Below are 18,180 nucleotides of genomic sequence, written 5' to 3'. Positions count from 1 at the left end.
TCTGAGCCGCTTCTCCTTACGACGCCCCTCCTCCTTCCGCGCACGATGTTCTGCGATATCTGATTTTGTCCGGGCATCACAGCTCCATATCTCCAGTTCACAAGACATCATTTTTTCAGCTGTTTTACGTTGGTACCGAAAAGGACTTCATTGCTTTTTTGCCATTCGCAGGTCGATTCGAGCCGCCATGGACGGTGGGCATCGGGGGACCTTGCAAGAATAAGGAAGGCATTATGACCAACAGCAGAGGCATGACCCTCCTTGAACTGATGGTGGCGGTGGCGATTCTGGCCGTCCTGGCGGGGATCGCCGTGCCGGAATTCAAGCAGTGGTCCGCAGGGCAGCGGCTCTCCTCTTCGGCCCGGGATGTGCACCTGGTGTTGCAGGCTGCCAGGGCCGAGGCCATCAAGAGGGGAGAGGACGTGGTGGTTGCCTTTACCGAAGGGACCGGGGCGGCCGGGCAGTACACGTCCTTTGTGGATGAGGACGGCGATCGCTCCCTGGATACGGATGAGACCACCCTGGAGTCGGGCAGTTTTCCAGGCGGCATCGACATGTTCCATGCCCGGTTTGACCTCAATGGCTCCGGCACCCAGGACAAGGACCGGACCCACTTCGGCCGCCACGGGTTGACCACCGGCCGCAATGGGGAGATCAAGTTTAAAAACACCTACGGAAAGGCAATGCGCGTGGTGCTTAATGGCGCCGGGACAAGCCGCGTGGAAACGATGTAACGGGGAGGCGATGCTCATGGTGATGTACTCAAAACAACAGGGGTTTACCCTCTTGGAAATTATGGTGGCCGTGGCCCTTTCCTTTATCCTGATTTCGGCGGCCTACTTTTTCTACAACCACCAGGTCCAGACGCGGATCACCCAGGAACGGGTCACCGATATGCAGCAGAACCTGCGGGCCGCCATGCTCCTCATGGAGGACGACATCCGCATGGCTGGGTATGATCCCAACGGCACCACCGGTGCTGCCATCACCGTTGCCACCGCCTCCCGCCTGACTTTCAGCTACTCCATGGACGGGGATGCCAACGGCACCGACGACGACGGCGACGGCGACGTGGATGAAGCAGACGAAGCCCTTCTTACCGAGACGATTTCCTACGGCCTTTTTGACGACGGCAGCGACGGGGTCTCGGACCTGGGCCGGACCGTGGGCACCGGATCCCCGGTGGCGGTGTCCGAGAATGTGGAGGCCATGGAGCTCTCCTACCTGCTTGAAGACGGCAGCGTCACGGGAACGCCGACGGACCTGACGCAGATCGTGGCGGTGCGTTTTGCCATCCTGGCCCGGACCCGAACGGGTGAGCAGGGGTATTCCAACAGAGCCACCTATGCATACGACCCACTGGATTCCACCAAAGTATGGGGCCCTTACAACGATGAGCATCGGCGACGCCTCCTGCGTCATACGGTGCGGTGCAGGAATCGGGGGATATAGACGTATGGAAATAAATCGGAACGCGCAGGAAGAGGGCATGACCCTCATTGAGGTGATGGTGGCCAGTGTGATTCTCCTGGTGGGGATTTTGGGCATCGCCGCCCTCCAGATCCATGCCATGAGAGCCAACGCCCAGGCCTTTGACATGACCGAAGGGGCCGTGGCCATCGGGGATCGCATTGAGCGGGTGCTGGCGGAAACCTGGACGGACAAGATCACGGGGGGGGACCTGGCCGAAGGCACCCATACCTCGACGGACGGGAGCTACACTGTCACCTGGGTCGTGTCCGGCTCGGACGACGAACGCAGCAAGACCGTGAATCTCACCGTGAGCTGGGGGAGCGGGGATGAGAGCCACTCCATCTCCCAGGTGATGGTTCGGACAAAACAGTGAGAAAACCCTTTTGGGGCTTTAACCAAGGCAACCTGCGGGTGGTCCTTTTTTCAACGAAGGAGAGACCCATGAAACGGTGGTGGCAAAAGACCAAAGGACAAAACGAAGAGGGGAACGTGCTTCTGGTGGTGATGGTGCTTCTTTTTCTGGTCACCATGATCGGCATCGCCTCCATGAACAACTCCGTGGTGGAGCTGCGCCTTGCAGGGAGCGATCGGGTGGTGAAGCGCAACTTTTACAACGCCGAAGCCGGGCTCTTTGAGGCCGTAGCCAATTTTGAGCGCATCTACGGCAATGAAGCCGATGTCGATGGGAACCGGCTCTACACCCTGGACAGCACGAACCTTCCGCTGCGGGATCGAGATCCGGAAAACGGCGGGGTCTCCTTTGCTTCCCCGGTCCTTGACGGGGACGGAATCCCCGTGGCCTGGATCGAGGTGCGCGCCATTGTGCTCAAGGCCAATAGGCTTGCCAGCGGCCTTTCGGACGAAGCCGACGAGGTGCCCTCCATTACCCATATCGGTCCGGCACCTCCGGGGTTTGACAAAGCCACCTACCGGACGCGGCGATACGCTGTGACGGCAACGGCCATCGATCCCACAACCTACGATGCAACAAACCCCACGGATTCGCTCACCGGACCCACGATTCAGTGTGGCGTGGATGTGGGGGAGGAGTTTGACAAAGTGGTTCATCTGGTGGGGCTCTGATCCCAAAGGGAGGTTGATATGCGCAGTCGACACACACGGCGGGGGTTGGTGGCCATGGCTTTTCTGATGGTAAGCCCGGCCCTGGCCTGATGACATGGCGGCTATTTACGGGACCCAGCCCGTGACCCTGGAGCCCAATGCTGGCTCGATCATGTTTGATAATTCCGGGAGTATGTCCACGAAAGATGTTCCGGCGGAACCTTATAATTCGGCAACGGTTTACAGTGGCGCTTACGAGACCCATGCCGTGTACCATAAAAAAAAAGGTGAATGGAAAAAGCTGACGGATCATGTGGACAATATCGTTTGTGAACCCGTAAAAAACAATTTGAAAGAAAACGGTTTTGACAAGGATTATTTGCGCACAAAGGACCTGTCATGCGGTGGTTGAAGAAGGATGGTTAACTGGGAATGACATGAACTATGAGGGTAGCTCCTTTTCGGAAAACCGGTCCCGTTTATCTGTGGCAAAGGAGGTGGTGACAGGTCTTTTGAGCGATGTCACGAATGTGCGTTTCGGGTTGATGGTATTCCACTCCAGCCAGCGTGGGTACGTGATGGATACGTGTGGAACGACCAACAGCACCATATCTTCCCATGTTAACTCGCTGACAGCCGAAACCGGACGCCTCTCTGGGGAGACCCTGGCAGAGGCCGGGCTCTATTTTGCCGGAGCCACAAGTCATTTCAACAACGGTGTCGCCTACACCAGTCCCATCCAGCACAGTTGCCAGAAAACTACGTTATCATCATCACCGACGGGCAGCCGACCAAACTAGACAACAGTATTCTTTACACGGCCAACTATTACGACAATAAAAAAATCGGGGATTACAACAACGACGGACGTGAACTTGATTCCGACGGAAATGTCAAATATCCCTATAGTTATAGTGGTACCGATTTTCTGGATGACGTGGCCGGATTTTTATACGACACGGACATGCACTCCATGGGGGCAGGAACCTCCTTTGAAAAGCAGAACATCATCACCCACACCATCGGTTTCAAGCTGGACGATGATCTGCTCTCCACGGCCATCCTGGGCGGAAGTACTCATACAGCCAACACCGCCTCCAGCCTCAAGGAGGCCTTTGTCCAGATCATCAGCACCATCGTGGAAGAGTCCACGGTGTTTGTGGCCCCAGTGGTGCCGGTGAACCGGGTGAAGCGCACCGCGGACGGGGCTTCATCTACCTGGCCTTTTTCAAGCCCATTCAGATCGGGGAGTGGCTGGGCAACCTGAAGAAGTACGGTCTGGATTCGGTGGGGGATATCCTCGATTCCACGGGTGCTGCCGCAGTGAATGCCGACGGTACCATGAAGGACAACAGCCTCTCCTACTGGACCCAGCTGAGTACGGACGGAGCGGATGTGACCAAGGGCGGGGCCGGAGAGCGGATCCAGACCCAGGCCAGCCGCAACGTGTACACCTATACCGGCACCAGCAACGACCTCACTGACGCAAGCAACAGCTTTGTGGAGACCAACACCGCCATCGGCGTGGGGCCGGCCCTGATCACAGAGGTTCTGAACGGCATCAACGACTGGCCCATCGGATCCATCATCCATTCTGAGCCCAGGGTAGTGCACTACTCCACCTCCGCCACGATGATTTACCTCGGGTCCAACGACGGGCTGTTCCGGTGCATCAACGACGCCAACGGCGAGGAGGTCTGGGCCTTTGTTCCCCCGGGCCAGCTCAATCGCCTGGACCTGCTCCAAGACAACAACAACGACTACTACGTGGACGGGCCTCCGGGGGTGGACTACGGGGTGCGTATCACGGGTACGGACCTTTTTACCCCGGAAACCGTGCTTGTGGGCGAGCGGCGGGGTGGCTCAACATATTACGCCCTGAACATCACCGATTACAACTCCCCGAGGTGGAAGTACGACATTGAAGAAACACACCTTGGTGCCGGGGCCGAGGTATTGGGGCAATCGTGGGGGACCCCCGAGGTGCGAACCATTAAGGTGTCCGCAGATACCACGGCGGACGGGTTGATCCTTCCCGGGCTACGACAACCAGCAGGATCTGGATGCGCCTGCCTCCACGGACAGTGTGGGGCGTGCCCTGTTTGCCGTGGTCGCTTCCTCCGGGGCCCTTACGCCCATCAATGTCCATGCCGGGAACTGGAGCAGCATGACCCACAGCATCGTTGATGTCGCTGCCGTGGACCACAACGCCGACGGCATCACCACCCGCATCTACGCCGGGGACATGGCGGGCCAGGTGTTTGTCCTTGCCGATGACGTGGCCATCACCGGCACCGGGGCAGACCAAAAGGCCGAAGAGGTGACGCCGGTTGGTAGCTGGTCGTACAAGAACCGCCTGTTCCGCAGTGGGCTGGGTAAGATTTTCTACGCGCCCGTGGCCGCGGACATTGAGGGCAGCGTGGAGGTGCTTTACTTCGGCACCGGCAACCGGGCCGACCCCCTGGACACCACCGAGTCCAATCGGTTCTACGGTGTGTACAATTACTGGCTGGATACCGACCTGACCCCCGCCAACGATCTTCTGGATGTCTCGGACCCCACTGGTTCCTACGATGAGGCCCTCAAGGCCAAGAAGGGTGGGCATGGCAACCTGCCCAATCCGGGGGAGAAGGTCGTCTCCCAGGCCCTGGTGGATTCGGGGGTGGTCTACTTTACCACCTACACCCCTGTGGTGACGGGGATTGCAGCACCCATCGACGATCCGTGCGCAGGCACCGGCGCCCGCGGGACCGGGCGCCTCTATGCCGTGAGCATGCTCGACGCCACGCCTGTCACGGACTGGGGAAATTCTTCTTCGGGCAAGGTGCGGTCGACGATTCTGCCTGCTGACCTGCCCATCGCCGTGCCCATCATCAAGAACCGCAAAATCTATGTGGGGGCCAAGAGCTGGGATTTGCCGAATGATCTGGTGGCATAATTTTACTGGAAGCAGACCCGTTAGGTTAGGAGGACGAGACGATGAAACGATTCATTCTGGCCGTTGTGTGCATGGTGTGGGCGATGGGAACGGCTGCCTGGGCCGGAGAGATGCTGAGCGAGGAGGAGTACGACGTCTTTGACTTTATCGAGATGCAGGCCCGGGTCCTGGAGGTGGCTGGGACTGTACCTGGGTGGTGGTGGGTGAGACCCGTTTTTACGTTGGGTCTGCGGTCTTATGACGGCAACAGGGTCCGGACCACCTGCCTGGATGCCAGTGGGAATCCTTTGAAAAATGCCTGCCTTATCCAGGCCCGTGTGACCGGGTGTACGCCAAGGGCGTGATCCTGGAGGACCGAACCATCATGGCGGTGACCATCAGGAAACGAGACCCGTAAACGTATCGTCCTGAAGGTGAAACGGCACGTCGGCTTTGAATGTCTTTTCGAGTACGGGCCACCCTGCGCCACCGAACACGGTGGACGAAGGGGTGGCCCGTTTTTTTGTGTGTTGCCTCTTTCTTTTTTCCAGTGGTATGGGTAGTTGAAGATAACTTGTGAGCTATTTTGTGAGTTAAATAAGCCGAGCCGACATCCGGGCATGTTTCTACGAAACGGATGGGAAGGAAGAGACCATGGCGACAGAGACCAGCACAACCCGGGAGATGTGTCTCTACGCTGGGTTGTCCGAGCAGCCTGACCAACCCGGAGCTTAAGGCCAGGAAAGACGGCATTGAACTGAAAAAAGGCGATGAGGATGTCAGGGCCCGTGTGAAAAAGATTTCCGAGCTCGTTTCAGAGATCGTCATCGACGATCGATTTGACGGCATCTTGGAAGGCATCGAGGAGTTTTCCCATATCCTCGTTCTCTACTGGCCCCACCTGGTCCCGGACGAGGGGCGCTCCGTCCTTCAGGTTCACCCCATGGGTCGAAAAGACGTTCCCCTGAAAGGCGTCTTTTCAACGTGCAGCCCGGCACGGCCGAACCCGGTTCTGGTGACCGCGGTGCCCCTTGTGTCCCGCAAGGGCAACGTATTGAATGTGCGGGGCCTGGAAGCCGTGGACGGCAGCCCCATCATCGACATAAAACCCTACATGACCCATTACTACCGTCCTGAAGGGGTGGAGATGGCAGGCTGGATGTGTCGGCTCTTGGAAGAGGTGGACGGGTAGAGAGACGTGGTTTGTTATTATCGTCGCGTTCCCGCGGGTCGCTTTTTGAAAAAAGCTCCGCAAAAACATTCCGGTTGAATGGCCGTTATGTTCAATCGGCTCGCCAGAAGCTTTCGGCCAGCCCTCGTCATTCGTAAGACCTGTTTGTCAAACCCAAGTCATTAAATCGGGTAAAAGGTTGGCCCCCGGCAGGGCCGCCGGATGCTTTTTTTGGGGGGCTGAATAGTTACATTTAATGAAAATTTGCGCGAGCTGTCTTCACCCCGAGGAACGAGGGGGGAAAGCATTCGCAATCTGGGGTCCAGGGGATTTATTCCCTGGCCGCCGGAGGCCTGTTTTATTCTCCTCGTTAACCTGCCAGGGGCAGTTGCTCCAGGGTATCCGGTGCGGTGAGGGTGTAGAGGCTGTCGGCGGTGTGGATCATGTTTTCCACGTCGTGGGTGACGTGGATGACGGTGGTGGTTTTTTTGGAGAGGGCCTCCTCCAGGTGCTCGCAGATGGAGTCCCGCAGGTCCGGGTCCAGGCCGGTAAAGGGTTCGTCCAGGAGGAGGAGGTCCGGTTCGATGGCCAGGGCACGGGCAATGGAGACACGCTGCTTCATGCCCCCTGAAAGCTGGTTGGGGTAGCTGTGCTCGAACCCTGTAAGGCCCATGTCGGCCAGGCAGCTCATTCCGGCCTTCTGGGCCTCTTTCTTTTTTTCTCCCCTGGCGATAAGGGGCAGGGTGACGTTTTCAAGGGCGGTGTTCCAGGGCAGGAGGCGGGGTTCCTGAAAGACGTAGCCGGTTTTGCAGGTGTGGCGGACCACCCTGCCGGAGGTCGGGGTGACAAGCCCTGCGATGATCTTCAGGATGGTTGATTTTCCGGCCCCGCTGGGCCCGGTTACGGCCATGCGCTGCCCTTCCTTTATGGTCAGGTTGAGGCGACGCAACACCTCCCGGTTCTTGAAGGACATGGTCACATCAATGAGTTCAACGGCCGGTTTCATGATTCCCTCCACAGGTATTTCTCTTTTAACGGTTTCAGCAGGAAAAATTCGATCCCCCCGACAATGGACATGCTGATCAGGGCCAGGGCGTAGAGCCCCGGTGTGTCGAGGTTTGTCCGGGAGATGGCCAGGCAGTGGCCGAGGCCGTTGTTGGCCCCGAGTACCTCGGCCAGGACCACCACCCGGATCCCGTTGCCCACGGCAATGACCGCCGCCGAAAAGAAGGGGCCGGCCACGGTCATGGCATAGATGCGCCTCAGTTTCATGGACAGGGGAAACCGGTAGATCTCGGCCATCTCCAGAAGGGACCTGTCCACCGAACTCATGGCCTGGGAGACGTTGACATAGACCACCGGTGCGATGGTGCAGGCCGTGATGCTGATGACCATGAGGTTGCCCATGCCGAACCAGAGCATGAAGACCACCACGATGACCACCCCCGGGATGGTCATGAGCATCCACCTGAGGGGTTCGATCATCAGCCTGAAGGGATCGAAGAACCCGGCCAGGAGGCCCAGGCTCCCGCCGACAAGAAGCCCGAACACCAGGGCCAGGCCCACCCGCTTCAGGCTCACGGCAAAGTGCCGGAGGATAAAGGTCGGGTCGCTCAGCAGCCTGGCTGCCGCAGAAAGGGTCTCCAGGGGCGAGGCCACCACCAGGCCCGAGTAGTGGCGCGCCACAATCTCCCAGGCCAGGACGAGCAGAAGGATGCCGGAGATGCGGAGGAGCAGGCGGGCTGTGGTGCCGTGGATGGTTCCCATCATTGCGTCACCAGAAAAAAGTCTTCCCCCGGAAGGTCGCCCCCCGTGGCCCTTGGTGCCTGCCTGGAGAGTTGATCAAGGAAGAAGAGGGTGTCGGAAAAGGCCTGTGTCTCGCTGGTTACACGGATGTCCACCCCGGGAAGGGTCCCGTCTTTTGACTGGGCCACCAGGGCCGGAAAGCTGTTCTCCGCCATAGCCAGGGCCTGTTCCGGGTTGGCCGTGATGCTCTCGACGCCCCTGCGGTACTCCTCCAGGATCCGGCGGACCATGGCGGGGTTGTCCAGGGTGTTGCCAAAGAGGGCAAAACCGCTGACATAAAGGGGCTTGCCGTCAAACTTTTTTTTCCAGAGCGTCCTTAAGTCCAGGTGCCTTTCAAGGAGGGGCGCACCTTTGTCGGCCATCTCTTTGGATCGCATGACCGCCAGGGTGGCCGCAGGCTCGGCCAGCAGTGCATGGTGCCCTTTGCCAAGGAGCAGCAGGTTCACCGCCTCCAGGGCGCCACCTGTGTGGTGGCGTTTGATTTTCGGGGCCCCTTGCCCCAGAAGGGCGTTAAAGAGGAGTTCAGGCATCTCCTTGTGGCCGAAGGGGAAGAGGATGGTTCCGCTGAGATCTTCCAGGCCTGTTTCTGAGGCCTCCGCCGTGGATACGATCCACAGGGGTGTCTCAAAAAGGGCGGCCAGTTTGGCGTGGACTCCCTTGTGGTAAAAAAGGGAGGCAGATGCCGTGGTGACAATGGCCCCGTCCACCTGTCCCCCGGCGATCATGGCCCGGATCTGGTCCGGGGAGTGCCAGGGGGTGAATTCGATGGTCATGGCCGGGTCGTCAAAGGTCATGCCGGACATCATGGCAAAGGGGAGGCTTTCGGCCACAGGCGGGCCGGAGAGCCTTACGACAGGGCCTTCGGCCTGGCTGTTTAGCGGCCGTGCGGCTGCCGCACAACAGAGGGCCAGCACAATCATCATGACACGGGTTAGAAACACCCCGGGTCTCCCCGGGGTGCGTACAGCGTGGGTCATTATTTATCCTTTCTGTTTCCGGGCGATGGTCAACTCCACCTCGCCCACGGGAAGGGTGAGGGGGGAGGTCTCCACCGAATGAAATCCCGCTCGGCGAAGGTGATCAGCGATCTCCCCTTTTTGAAAGACATAGTTCTGGCCTTCCAGGGCCAGGGACAGCCTGGAGAGCACCACATGCTCCGGTGCCGTGCCTTCCCCGGTGGTGCCTTCGTGGAGACTCACGAAAACCCCGCCGTCGTTTAATGCCGTGTGGAGGCGGGAGAAAAAGTCAGAGGCCTCCTTGACGTAGTAGAGGTTGTGGCTGGCCCAGATGATATCGTAGCCGGTGCCGAAGTCCGTGGTGTTGTAGTCCCCCTTGATGTAGGAAATCCGTGATTCCATCCCCTCTTTTGCCACCTCTTTTTCCGCCAGGCCGATGATGGCCGGCAGGTCGCAGAGAACCCCTTCCATGGCAGGATGGCGTTTGAGGACCTCCATGCATATGAGGCCGGGGCCACACCCGATGTCCATGATCTTTGTGGCAGACGTGCACTCGGGAAGGGCATCGATGGTATCGGCGGCAAGGGCGGCAATGCCTGCCCGTTGGTAGGGTGCCAAATGCTTGACCGATGCCTGCCACTTGCTCTCGTCTGCGAGGCGGTCCTCTTTTTTTACAGGCGGGGGGCCGCCTTGAACCAGCGCTTCGATTTTGTCAATGTTCCGGTGCTGCATTCGGGACAGGTTGAGAACCATATCTCCCAAGTAGACCGGGCTTTCCGTGCGCAGGGAGGTCTCGGCAAAGGGTGAATTGAGGTAGTTGCCCTGGTGCTTCACGGCCAGGCCGATGCCCGTCATACTGTCCAGAAAGTGGGTGAGGTTCCCGAGGTCCGTCTCGCCGGGCAGGGCCGCTGCGATCTCCTCGGGGGTCGAGACCCTGGCCAGGATGTCGGCCATGCCCATCTCCACGGCTGCCTTGAGGATGGCCATGCGCACAGGCCCCTGGAGGGCTTCGAAGATCGGTGTCATGGGGTTTTTGCCGTTGATGTCGAACAGGGGTGTCATATTAAAGCCTCCAGTTGAGTGTCAGCCCAAAGGTGAGTGGATCGCCGTCTTCCACCATGGTGAATCCCTGCATGTTTTTGACTTTTTTGGTGGCGTACTCTTCGTCCAAGAGGTTTTTGCAGTAGACGGAGATATCAAAACGATCAAAGGCGTAGCCCAGCTTGAGGTTTACCAGGGCGTACCCGTTGTCTTTCAGGGTGTTGGCCGCGTCAAAGTATTGTTTTCCCGCGCCTGTGACGTCGGCGATGCCGTAGAGGCCGTTGGTCATGTAGTAGGCGGCCCCGGCGTTCCAGGTGAATTCAGGGGCCCAGGGCAGGGAGTTGCCCGAGTAGTCGAAGGGCATGCCGCCTGAAGTGCCCTGCCAGGTATCGATCTCCGTGTCGGAGATGCCCACGCCTGCAAAGACTTCCAGGTTGCCCAGGGGCAGGGCGGTGAGGTCCAGTTCAACACCCTGGCTGTGGGCCTTGCCTGCGTTGGAAAATTTCCAGACGCCTTGGCCTCCCCCAGGCACTTCTTCCCTGACCTGTTTGTCGTCGATGTCGATGTAAAACAGGGAGAAGTCCGCCTTGAGTCGTCGGTCAAAGAAGGTGGCCTTAAGGCCTGTTTCGTAGTTTACGGTGTACTCGGGCTCATAGCCGAAGGTCTCTTCGGAGTTTGCCGAAAAGTAGTTGAAGCCCCCGGCAAGCCAGCCCCGGGCACAGGTGGCGTAGGCCGTCAGGTTGTCGGCAATGTCGTAGGAGGCCGAGGCCATGGGGAGCCATTCCGTTTCGGAGAGTTTTTCGTCGAAGGTCACGGGCCCCGTGATGCTGGTGTAGGTCTGTGTGCCTTCGGCTGTGGCGTGCTCCCCTCGCAGGCCACCGGTAAGCTTCAGCTTGTCTGTAAGCCGGTAGGTTGCCTGTCCGAAGATGGCGTAGCCGTCGTTTTCCGAATCTGTCACTCGGTTTTTGGCCATGGCGGGGGAGATATGGTTCAATGTCATGGTGGTGTCCAGGTCCTCGGTGAACCCGAAAAGTCCCATGACCCAGGAGAGGGGGGCCTCTCCTTCGGAGGCGACTCGGAATTCCTGGCTCCAGTTGTCCTGGTCGATATCTAAATCGGTGGTTCCCAGTTTAACCGGGGTCCGGTCAAAATCGTGGGTAAACTCCCGTGTAAACTGACGGTTGCTGGTGATGGACGTGAATTTGGCATTATCGGCCCGCCAGTTCATCTTGATGACTCCGCCCACTTCCTCTTCATCGGCGCGGTCCTCTTCACTGGAGCGGACCTTGTGCCTGTCCGAGGCCTGGGGGCCGTCTTCAAAACGCAGGGTGCTGACGCCCTTGTCCTGGTCCAGGCCGTCCAGGGTAGCCACAAGCTCGAAGCGTTCTCCCGGGGTCCAGCGGAGGGTTCCCCGGGCTGCGGTGGTCTCTTCGTCGGCCACGTCGTCTTTGCCCGTGACTTCATTTTCTACGAAACCGTCTGATTTACGGCCTGTCACGGACAGCCCCAGGTAAAGGGTGTCTTTTACCACAGGGCCGCTCACCGAGGCTTCCCCGCACCAGGTGTTGTAGTTGCCGCCGGACAGGCTGGCCGTTGCCTTCAATTTGTCTCCGGGCTCCTCCAGAACCACGTTGATGACCCCGGATTCGCTGTTCCTGCCGTAAAGAGTCCCCTGGGGCCCCCTGAGAACTTCCACCCGTTTTACGTCGGTGAGCAGCTGATTCTGCATAAAGCTCAAGGGGTAGGCGACGTCGTTGATGTAAAGGCCCATGGGGCTGAACAGCGAGGTGTCGATGGTGGAGATACCTCTGGAGACAAAGGCGTCCCCGGAGGTGGTCTTTTTAAAGAAGACGTTGGGGACAAAGAGGGTCAGCTCGGAGAGGTCCTTGATCTCATGGTCCGTGATGAACTGACCGTCTTTGACGGTGATGCTCCCTGCGAAATCCTCCAGGGAGGATTCCCTTTTGCTTGCGGTGATGACCATGTCATCCAGGGCGCGCTGGGGCTCTTCGGTTGCAAAAACAGCGGGCGTTACCAACAGGACAGCCAGGCAGGCTGCAAGGGCGCCCCGTTTGAGAGGGGCTGAATACGATATCATCTTCACTAACACAACTCCTTTTCCTTCTTGGGGGATCGCCTGGTGAAGGCATGGTACTTTTCGGCATGCCTGAGCACCTGTTCAATGGTGTCGGCCATGCAGCGGTCCACCTGTTTAAAATTCATATGGGGGATGTAGTATTGCTCCAGTTTGCCGTGGGTATGGCCTGCGCGGACAAGGGCCTCCATGGCCGCATCAATCATGGCGTCGTAGTCGCGGTCATCGCCTTTCATCTCTCCCTGTTTCGTGCTGATGCCAGGCTTCAGGAAGGCATTCAGGTCGTGCTCCTGTTCCTTGGGAAGCCCCCTGAGGGCATCCGTTGAGATCACCACGTCCATGGCGGGGATGATGAGGTGGCTGATCCTGTGGTGGTCCAGGGGGTGGTGGCAGTATTCCACCTTGTAGCCCCGGCTCCTGGCCTTTGCGGCAAGCCGCGACAGCAGTGTGGATTTTCCGGTGCCCGGGGAGCCGTGGATGACCACCAGGCGGGTGGAGGGGCCAATCACCGTATCCATGAAACTGACCGTGCCCTCCGGGGTGATGGAGTTCATGAAGAGGTGCCTTTCCGGTCCCACGGTGTCGGCCAGGGGGTGGCCGGTGAAGAGGTCTGCACAAAGGGCCTCATACAGTGCATTGACCTTGGAAAAATCCTGGTGTTCCGTGGCCAGGCCCGCCCTGTTCGTGCGAACGAGTTGGGCTGCGGCGAGGAAGCGGTACGCCCTGCCGAAGCACCGGTCGGATTCGGCGGTGATGGCCATGATCTCCTTTGCGTGGGGGCGAATACCCGCCTCATCCCAGTAGCGGCCCAGGTTGATGATTTCGTCGACGGCACCGGGGTGCTTGGGGTCAAAGACGTGGTGGCCGGTGGCGGCCGTGACCACCGCCTTGATCTCCGGGACGATGATGGCGTCCAGGGAGTTAGGGTCCAGGGAGCAGTGCTGCTGTTCCACAGCAAATCCCTGGCTGCGCATCTCATCGGCAATCTGCTTCAGGAAGGTTGATTTGCCTGTTCCCGGCCCACCTTTGATGATGGTGATTTTTGCGTCGGTAAGGTCGTGGAAAAAGTCAAAGAAGCAGTGAAATCCATGGGCGGAGTTGCATCCGAAAAAACTTTTTCGTACGAGGTGTTTTTCAGTGGGTGCAGTCATGGGTCCATCCTTAACGTATGTGTGGTTTCGTTATGTCCCGTGTATCGGGTTCGTGCCTGTTGGGTTCGGGTAGTTGCCGACGCCTATGCCCGCATGGGGTGAAGCGCCTTCTCATTTTTTCCGTGGGCCGTCAGGAACACATGGTAGAGGCCGTGGGCCTTTACCCGTGCTTCGACGGCCTTGGGATCGGTGGTGTAAAGGTCGAGGCGCTTCATGCGGTTGAAGTAGTTGCCCCCTGAGAAGGTGTACCGGTCGGTGAGCCCTTCCTTGGTGGTGCTTGCCTGGTTTTCGTGTCGGATCAAATCGCCGATGGCCAGGCCATCGGGCAGGGAGAGCAACGGGTGGCCCGTGGCCTGCTGCACACCGTTCCAGCCCGCGAGGCTTCCTGTTGCCATGGCCTCGGTGTGTCCCACGAAGAGCCCTGCCTTTTCCCCGGCGCAAAAGAGGTTGGAAACGTCCTGGGCCTGCAGTGCATTGTTCCGGTGCGTCCGTGCCAGGAAGCGTACCGAGTTGGAAGCACCTCCGGAAAATTCGTACATGGCCCGTTCAAGCCCCTTGATTTTCCGCAGCTTTTCCAGGGGAAAAAAGGGCATCATCATCTTGGCGCGGGATCCGGTGTCCAGGAGGATGAGGTTTTGCTTGAACTCAGGGATTGCATATTGCTTGCAGGCCTTGAGCTTGAGGATTCCCTCATCCACGAGGTGTTTCTCAAGGGGAAGGATGACCACCCCTTTGTCGTGCAGGCATTGCCGGATCTCCGGGCTCAGGGTGGCTTTGTTGAGCTCGCAGGAGCCGCTGAAGGACCCGTAGGCCTCGCCGTCCCGAAGCCCGACGCTCTCTTCGCACCCTGCCATGTGGCTGAGGCTGACCCGTGGGCCGAAGGAGGGGCATCGGAGCACACACATGGTGCATCCGTTTCCGTATCGGGCGCAATTTCCCATGGACCCGGCAGAGCCCGTGGTCTCGATGAAGACGTCTCCGTGGATGACCGACCCGTCGGCCAGGGAGACCGAGCGGATACGATCCGGTTCCTCCATGGAGACCCCCACGGCGCGGGCCACGAAGCGAAGCTCAACGCCTTTGTCTTTCAAGGCCTTCCGCACGGCAGGTTCGATTCTGGACGTGTCGTAGAGACTGGCATGGCAATGGCCCGGAAAATCAATGCCGACGTGTTGGGAGAGGGCATCGGTGAGATCAATGAGCTCCGGTGCGCCTAAGCACCTGAGCTCTTCTGCGGCGGTGAACCGTCCGTTGTTCCGCATGATTCCACCGGCGAGCCCGCACCCCAGGAGGAGGTCTGTTCGTTCCAACAGCACCACCTCGGCGCCGGCGTTCCGGGCGGCGATGGCCGCCGCGCATCCAGCCCACCCTCCACCGATGATAACTACCTTGGGCATAATACGATTCCTTTCCTCATTGAGTGCATTATCAAGGACAGGCGGTTCCTTCTTCCGCGACCTGCCTCGGGTCGAACTGCACCTTGCAGGACCTTACGGATTTGTCGCCCATGGTGACCAGGCAGCTTCCGCAGATCCCTTCGCCGCAGCAGAAGGTATGATTGTTGGAGACCGCAAGGCCTGCCCCGGGACAGTGGCGGTCCATAAAAGCAGTGACGAGTTCATGCTGGGGCGTGCTTCCGGCGCTGAAGGCAAAGGCGATGGACTCCTTGGCCGGCAGCTGTCCCATGGTGGTCTGGCCCTGACTTCCGTGAAGGGGGCCTTTCCGGACGATCACATCCTCGGGGAGGTACTCCGAAATAAAAAACGGGCCGGGCGTGTTGACCAGCAGGGTCACCTTGTTTCCGTGGGCCAGAAGGCGTTTGACCACAAGGGGGACCGAGGCCTGGGACATACCGCCGGTGACCACGAGGCAGCGGGCATCCCGGACGCTCTCCACAGCCCTGTTGCCCTGGAGGCCGTTCCAGTATGGTCCCCTCAGGAACAGGCGCATGGGGCTCCGTTCCAAAAGCCGTGTCTTCGGACCGGTGACATGGAAGGCCAGGGTCACCGTGCCTTCCATGATGTCCGACGCCACAATGGCCATGGGGGCATCGAAAAAGGAGCGTTCCGTCAGCCCCCTGACAAAGACGTAGCTTCCCGGGTGGTTGAGGGACCGCGCCATGGCACGGGAAACCGCGATTTTTTTCAGGTATATCCCGTTTTCAATACGTCGTGAGTCGGCGATATCGCAGAGCACGGTCTGCTTTCGCTTCACCGCCTTGGATCCGTTACGCAGGTATCTCTGGTAAATACACACCTTCGACCAGTTGCAGGCACACACCTCTTTGCCCTGGAGCAGGGTGCAGACCGTGCATTCTCCCACTTCGGCCAGGTAGCAGGGGCAGAACTCCGTGCCTGCGTCGATGCATTCAAACGGGTTCATGAAGGGGCTCCATGGCTGTCTTGCGGGTGGTGGCGCGGGTTTTTACGACATAGAGGCTGTAAAACCCCGAAGCGCACAGGACGATCTCTTCGTAGCATCCGAAGAGACCAAAACATTTCGGGATGTTGACAAAGGCCCAGACCAGAAGAAGGATGAAGATATCTCGGTCCATCCGGGGGGCCGCCGAAAAGAGTATGAGGGCGAATCCGGCCAGGGGACAGGGGAACATAGGGAGCACCACAAATCCATGGCCCAGGGCCATCCCGGCGAAGGGGAAGAGGTAGACACAAAGTAGAAGCACTCCGACAAGGACTTGGTGCAGCGGTGTATCGGGCAGTCGGTAGGAACATTTTCCGGTGACCAGCAGGTCGATAAGAAAGAGAAAAGAGATAACCAGGTACAAGGGACCTCCCACAAAGAGTGCCATGGGACTCTTTCCGCAGTAGAGAAGGAAACAGGCGATGCCGTTCCAGGCAAAGGCTGCGGCCAGAAAAGCCGTCATTCCCTTGTCCGATGCTTTTGACGGTTTCGCAAAAACTCCGTAAAGCGCGAAAAGGGAAAGCAGAATAAGAAGGATTTGCACGGGCAGTGTGTCTTCGTTGAATTTCCTCAAAATCGTCCAGAACATCTCAGTTTTGTTCACGTCTCCTCCGAATGCGTGGTGTGGCGGTTTCCGCAACCGGTGAGGGGGCTGCGGGTGAGCATAATGAACCCGATGTGGTCATGTGCTGGGTGTTGTTACTTTATTCAGGAAGGCTTAGGTATTGCAGGCTCTCCTCGGGTGCACTGGATTACATGATCATCTTGTTTCATCATGCAGGCAATCCACCCAAAGGATCTGCTGCTGTTAAGGTTCGCGTGCCCGACGGCAGCGATGTGTCTGGATATTTACCCGTCGTACAATTTTATGTCAACCCATAACTTTGCCGTTCCTAACATTTTTATAACTTCCATATGACTTCTCGCGATGCCAACAGAATGCCTGCCGGTCCAGGTCATTGTCGTGGCCGGTGTGCATCGTATCCTGTCATGCATTTGCGAATCCTTTGATGATGTTTTGTCAAGGTTGTTAAAAATCAGGACCTTCCATTTTATTTGCATGTTCCAAAGGGTGGAGGTCGTGATATATTAACAGCGCTGCAACCGGCTTTCGCATTCCTTGAGACCGGTACATGGTGTGCTTGATTTTTCAGCCGTTTTTCTTTTGTCGTCCCGCCGCGAAAGCCTTTGTTCCTCATTTGGTGTATATCGTCAATTCGCAGAAGGTTCTGGATACCTAAGATGAAAAGGAATGGCATATGAAAACACGTCGGATATCCATGGGAGTCGCCCTGTGCGTTGTTTTCGGGGCATTGGTCTGGGGGGACGCGGAAGGATCCTGGCTGGATAAGATCAATATCTTTAAGAAAGACAGTGGAGAAAATGCAGAGGTGGCTGAGGGCGAACCATCCACCGGTGAGATCGGCGATGCGTTCAAGGAGGCGCTTCGCATGGGCACCGAGAGTGTCGTGGGCCGTTTGGGCACCGTGGACGGGTTCAACGGGGATCCGGCTATCCATATCCCTTTGCCCGCGGAGCTTCAGGCGGTGAAATCCATGTTGGACAAAGCGGACATGGGGCACCTGGCCGATGATCTCGAACTCAAGCTAAACCGTGCGGCCGAAGCAGCCACCCCCAAGGCGAAGGCTCTTTTCTTCGATGCCATCGCCCAGATGACCTTTGAGGATGTCAAGGCGATCTACGAGGGACCGGACAATTCGGCGACCCTCTACTTTCAGGAGAAAATGACCCCTTCCCTCAAAGAGGAGATGGAGCCCGTGGTGGAGGAGACCCTGTCCCAGGTCGGCGCCATCCGGGTCTACGATCAGGTGATGGATCAATACACATCCATGCCGTATGTCCCGGATGTGAAGGCCGATCTCACCGATTATGCCCTGGATAAAGGCATCGACGGGATGTTTCACTACATTGCCATGGAAGAGGCTGAAATCAGGAAAGACCCGATGAAGCAGACCACCGCCTTATTGAAAAAGGTGTTCGGGGAGTGATGGTGATATCTGGTGAGATGTTTCTGTTTCGGTCGGTCTGTTTCATGGGTGAACGAGGTGCTCACCTGTGGTATGGTC

Annotated in this window: 20 protein-coding genes; 11 read left to right on the top strand and 9 right to left on the bottom strand. The window is 58.3% G+C overall.

Annotation, left to right across the window (positions count from 1 at the left end):
• Positions 1 to 233 precede the first annotated feature (233 nt).
• The 10 genes from ACOYW1_RS14895 (at position 234) to tsaA (ending at position 6,644) form a co-directional block, all read left to right on the top strand.
• Positions 234 to 734, top strand: coding sequence for a GspH/FimT family pseudopilin (locus ACOYW1_RS14895; RefSeq protein ID WP_482423411.1), 501 nt, complete (start codon positions 234 to 236; stop codon positions 732 to 734).
• A 16-nt stretch (positions 735 to 750) separates the two neighbouring features.
• Positions 751 to 1,452 carry a prepilin-type N-terminal cleavage/methylation domain-containing protein gene (locus ACOYW1_RS14890; RefSeq protein WP_482423410.1) on the top strand — a complete coding sequence of 234 codons (702 nt, stop codon included), beginning with the start codon at positions 751 to 753 and terminating at the stop codon, positions 1,450 to 1,452.
• A gap of 4 nt (positions 1,453 to 1,456) precedes the next feature.
• Entirely contained in the window at positions 1,457 to 1,846 is a 390-nt protein-coding gene (locus ACOYW1_RS14885; RefSeq protein ID WP_482423409.1) for a prepilin-type N-terminal cleavage/methylation domain-containing protein, read from the top strand.
• A 68-nt stretch (positions 1,847 to 1,914) separates the two neighbouring features.
• Positions 1,915 to 2,556 (top strand): pilus assembly PilX N-terminal domain-containing protein, encoded by a 642-nt coding sequence (locus ACOYW1_RS14880; protein WP_482423408.1) that lies wholly within the window; start codon positions 1,915 to 1,917, stop codon positions 2,554 to 2,556.
• A 121-nt stretch (positions 2,557 to 2,677) separates the two neighbouring features.
• Entirely contained in the window at positions 2,678 to 2,947 is a 270-nt protein-coding gene (locus ACOYW1_RS14875) for a hypothetical protein (protein WP_482423407.1), read from the top strand.
• Between the two features lie 336 nt (positions 2,948 to 3,283).
• Positions 3,284 to 3,802, top strand: a complete 519-nt coding sequence (locus tag ACOYW1_RS14870; protein WP_482423406.1) for a hypothetical protein — start codon at positions 3,284 to 3,286, stop codon at positions 3,800 to 3,802.
• A 20-nt stretch (positions 3,803 to 3,822) separates the two neighbouring features.
• Positions 3,823 to 4,722 carry a hypothetical protein gene (locus tag ACOYW1_RS14865; protein WP_482423405.1) on the top strand — a complete coding sequence of 300 codons (900 nt, stop codon included), beginning with the start codon at positions 3,823 to 3,825 and terminating at the stop codon, positions 4,720 to 4,722.
• Positions 4,703 to 5,473 (top strand): hypothetical protein, encoded by a 771-nt coding sequence (locus tag ACOYW1_RS14860; protein ID WP_482423404.1) that lies wholly within the window; start codon positions 4,703 to 4,705, stop codon positions 5,471 to 5,473. The genes ACOYW1_RS14865 and ACOYW1_RS14860 overlap by 20 nt, the downstream gene beginning before the upstream one ends.
• Positions 5,474 to 5,514: 41 nt before the next feature.
• Positions 5,515 to 5,817, top strand: coding sequence for a hypothetical protein (locus ACOYW1_RS14855; protein ID WP_482423403.1), 303 nt, complete (start codon positions 5,515 to 5,517; stop codon positions 5,815 to 5,817).
• A 272-nt stretch (positions 5,818 to 6,089) separates the two neighbouring features.
• Positions 6,090 to 6,644, top strand: coding sequence for a tRNA (N6-threonylcarbamoyladenosine(37)-N6)-methyltransferase TrmO (tsaA, locus tag ACOYW1_RS14850; protein ID WP_482423402.1), 555 nt, complete (start codon positions 6,090 to 6,092; stop codon positions 6,642 to 6,644).
• Between the two features lie 349 nt (positions 6,645 to 6,993).
• Here tsaA and ACOYW1_RS14845 read toward each other — a convergent pair whose 3' ends face one another.
• From ACOYW1_RS14845 to ACOYW1_RS14805, 9 genes are all read right to left on the bottom strand, one after another.
• Positions 6,994 to 7,629 (bottom strand): ABC transporter ATP-binding protein, encoded by a 636-nt coding sequence (locus ACOYW1_RS14845; protein ID WP_482423401.1) that lies wholly within the window; start codon positions 7,627 to 7,629, stop codon positions 6,994 to 6,996.
• The gene (locus ACOYW1_RS14840; protein ID WP_482423400.1) at positions 7,626 to 8,393 is read right to left on the bottom strand and encodes an ABC transporter permease; all 768 of its coding nucleotides are present in this window, start codon (positions 8,391 to 8,393) and stop codon (positions 7,626 to 7,628) included. Before ACOYW1_RS14840 ends, ACOYW1_RS14845 begins: the two co-directional genes overlap by 4 nt.
• Positions 8,390 to 9,406, bottom strand: coding sequence for an ABC transporter substrate-binding protein (locus ACOYW1_RS14835; RefSeq protein ID WP_482423399.1), 1,017 nt, complete (start codon positions 9,404 to 9,406; stop codon positions 8,390 to 8,392). The genes ACOYW1_RS14840 and ACOYW1_RS14835 overlap by 4 nt, the downstream gene beginning before the upstream one ends.
• Positions 9,407 to 9,409: 3 nt before the next feature.
• Positions 9,410 to 10,447, bottom strand: coding sequence for a methyltransferase domain-containing protein (locus tag ACOYW1_RS14830; RefSeq protein WP_482423398.1), 1,038 nt, complete (start codon positions 10,445 to 10,447; stop codon positions 9,410 to 9,412).
• Position 10,448: 1 nt separating this feature from the next.
• Positions 10,449 to 12,524, bottom strand: a complete 2,076-nt coding sequence (locus ACOYW1_RS14825) for a TonB-dependent receptor (RefSeq protein ID WP_482423732.1) — start codon at positions 12,522 to 12,524, stop codon at positions 10,449 to 10,451.
• Between the two features lie 5 nt (positions 12,525 to 12,529).
• Positions 12,530 to 13,672 carry a hypothetical protein gene (locus ACOYW1_RS14820; protein ID WP_482423397.1) on the bottom strand — a complete coding sequence of 381 codons (1,143 nt, stop codon included), beginning with the start codon at positions 13,670 to 13,672 and terminating at the stop codon, positions 12,530 to 12,532.
• A gap of 83 nt (positions 13,673 to 13,755) precedes the next feature.
• On the bottom strand, positions 13,756 to 15,069 hold the full coding sequence (locus tag ACOYW1_RS14815; protein WP_482423396.1) for an FAD-dependent oxidoreductase: 1,314 nt from the start codon (positions 15,067 to 15,069) through the stop codon (positions 13,756 to 13,758).
• A 31-nt stretch (positions 15,070 to 15,100) separates the two neighbouring features.
• Entirely contained in the window at positions 15,101 to 16,054 is a 954-nt protein-coding gene (locus tag ACOYW1_RS14810) for a hypothetical protein (protein WP_482423395.1), read from the bottom strand.
• A complete protein-coding gene (locus ACOYW1_RS14805) occupies positions 16,041 to 16,697 on the bottom strand; it encodes a DUF6064 family protein (protein WP_482423394.1) in 657 nt (218 codons plus the stop codon). The genes ACOYW1_RS14810 and ACOYW1_RS14805 overlap by 14 nt, the downstream gene beginning before the upstream one ends.
• A 655-nt stretch (positions 16,698 to 17,352) precedes the next feature.
• On the opposite strand from ACOYW1_RS14805, the gene ACOYW1_RS14800 reads away from it, so the two are divergent.
• Positions 17,353 to 18,102, top strand: coding sequence for a DUF4197 domain-containing protein (locus ACOYW1_RS14800; RefSeq protein ID WP_482423393.1), 750 nt, complete (start codon positions 17,353 to 17,355; stop codon positions 18,100 to 18,102).
• Positions 18,103 to 18,180 lie beyond the last annotated feature (78 nt).

Source organism: Desulfoluna sp. CYM3A (assembly GCF_056829965.1).
This window is presented reverse-complemented; position numbering and strand designations above follow the sequence as displayed.

Excerpts from the sequence above, each read along its gene's own strand:
- ACOYW1_RS14895 (WP_482423411.1), top strand. The coding sequence starts at position 234 with ATGACCAACAGCAGAGGCATGACCCTCCTTGAACTGATGGTGGCGGTG.
- ACOYW1_RS14890 (WP_482423410.1), top strand. The coding sequence starts at position 751 with ATGGTGATGTACTCAAAACAACAGGGGTTTACCCTCTTGGAAATTATG.
- ACOYW1_RS14885 (WP_482423409.1), top strand. The coding sequence starts at position 1,457 with ATGGAAATAAATCGGAACGCGCAGGAAGAGGGCATGACCCTCATTGAG.
- ACOYW1_RS14880 (WP_482423408.1), top strand. The coding sequence starts at position 1,915 with ATGAAACGGTGGTGGCAAAAGACCAAAGGACAAAACGAAGAGGGGAAC.
- ACOYW1_RS14860 (WP_482423404.1), top strand. The coding sequence starts at position 4,703 with ATGACCCACAGCATCGTTGATGTCGCTGCCGTGGACCACAACGCCGAC.
- ACOYW1_RS14855 (WP_482423403.1), top strand. The coding sequence starts at position 5,515 with ATGAAACGATTCATTCTGGCCGTTGTGTGCATGGTGTGGGCGATGGGA.
- tsaA (WP_482423402.1), top strand. The coding sequence starts at position 6,090 with ATGGGAAGGAAGAGACCATGGCGACAGAGACCAGCACAACCCGGGAGA.
- ACOYW1_RS14845 (WP_482423401.1), bottom strand. The coding sequence starts at position 7,629 with ATGAAACCGGCCGTTGAACTCATTGATGTGACCATGTCCTTCAAGAAC.
- ACOYW1_RS14840 (WP_482423400.1), bottom strand. The coding sequence starts at position 8,393 with ATGATGGGAACCATCCACGGCACCACAGCCCGCCTGCTCCTCCGCATC.
- ACOYW1_RS14835 (WP_482423399.1), bottom strand. The coding sequence starts at position 9,406 with ATGACCCACGCTGTACGCACCCCGGGGAGACCCGGGGTGTTTCTAACC.
- ACOYW1_RS14830 (WP_482423398.1), bottom strand. The coding sequence starts at position 10,447 with ATGACACCCCTGTTCGACATCAACGGCAAAAACCCCATGACACCGATC.
- ACOYW1_RS14825 (WP_482423732.1), bottom strand. The coding sequence starts at position 12,524 with ATGATATCGTATTCAGCCCCTCTCAAACGGGGCGCCCTTGCAGCCTGC.
- ACOYW1_RS14820 (WP_482423397.1), bottom strand. The coding sequence starts at position 13,672 with ATGACTGCACCCACTGAAAAACACCTCGTACGAAAAAGTTTTTTCGGA.
- ACOYW1_RS14815 (WP_482423396.1), bottom strand. The coding sequence starts at position 15,069 with ATGCCCAAGGTAGTTATCATCGGTGGAGGGTGGGCTGGATGCGCGGCG.
- ACOYW1_RS14810 (WP_482423395.1), bottom strand. The coding sequence starts at position 16,054 with ATGAACCCGTTTGAATGCATCGACGCAGGCACGGAGTTCTGCCCCTGC.
- ACOYW1_RS14800 (WP_482423393.1), top strand. The coding sequence starts at position 17,353 with ATGAAAACACGTCGGATATCCATGGGAGTCGCCCTGTGCGTTGTTTTC.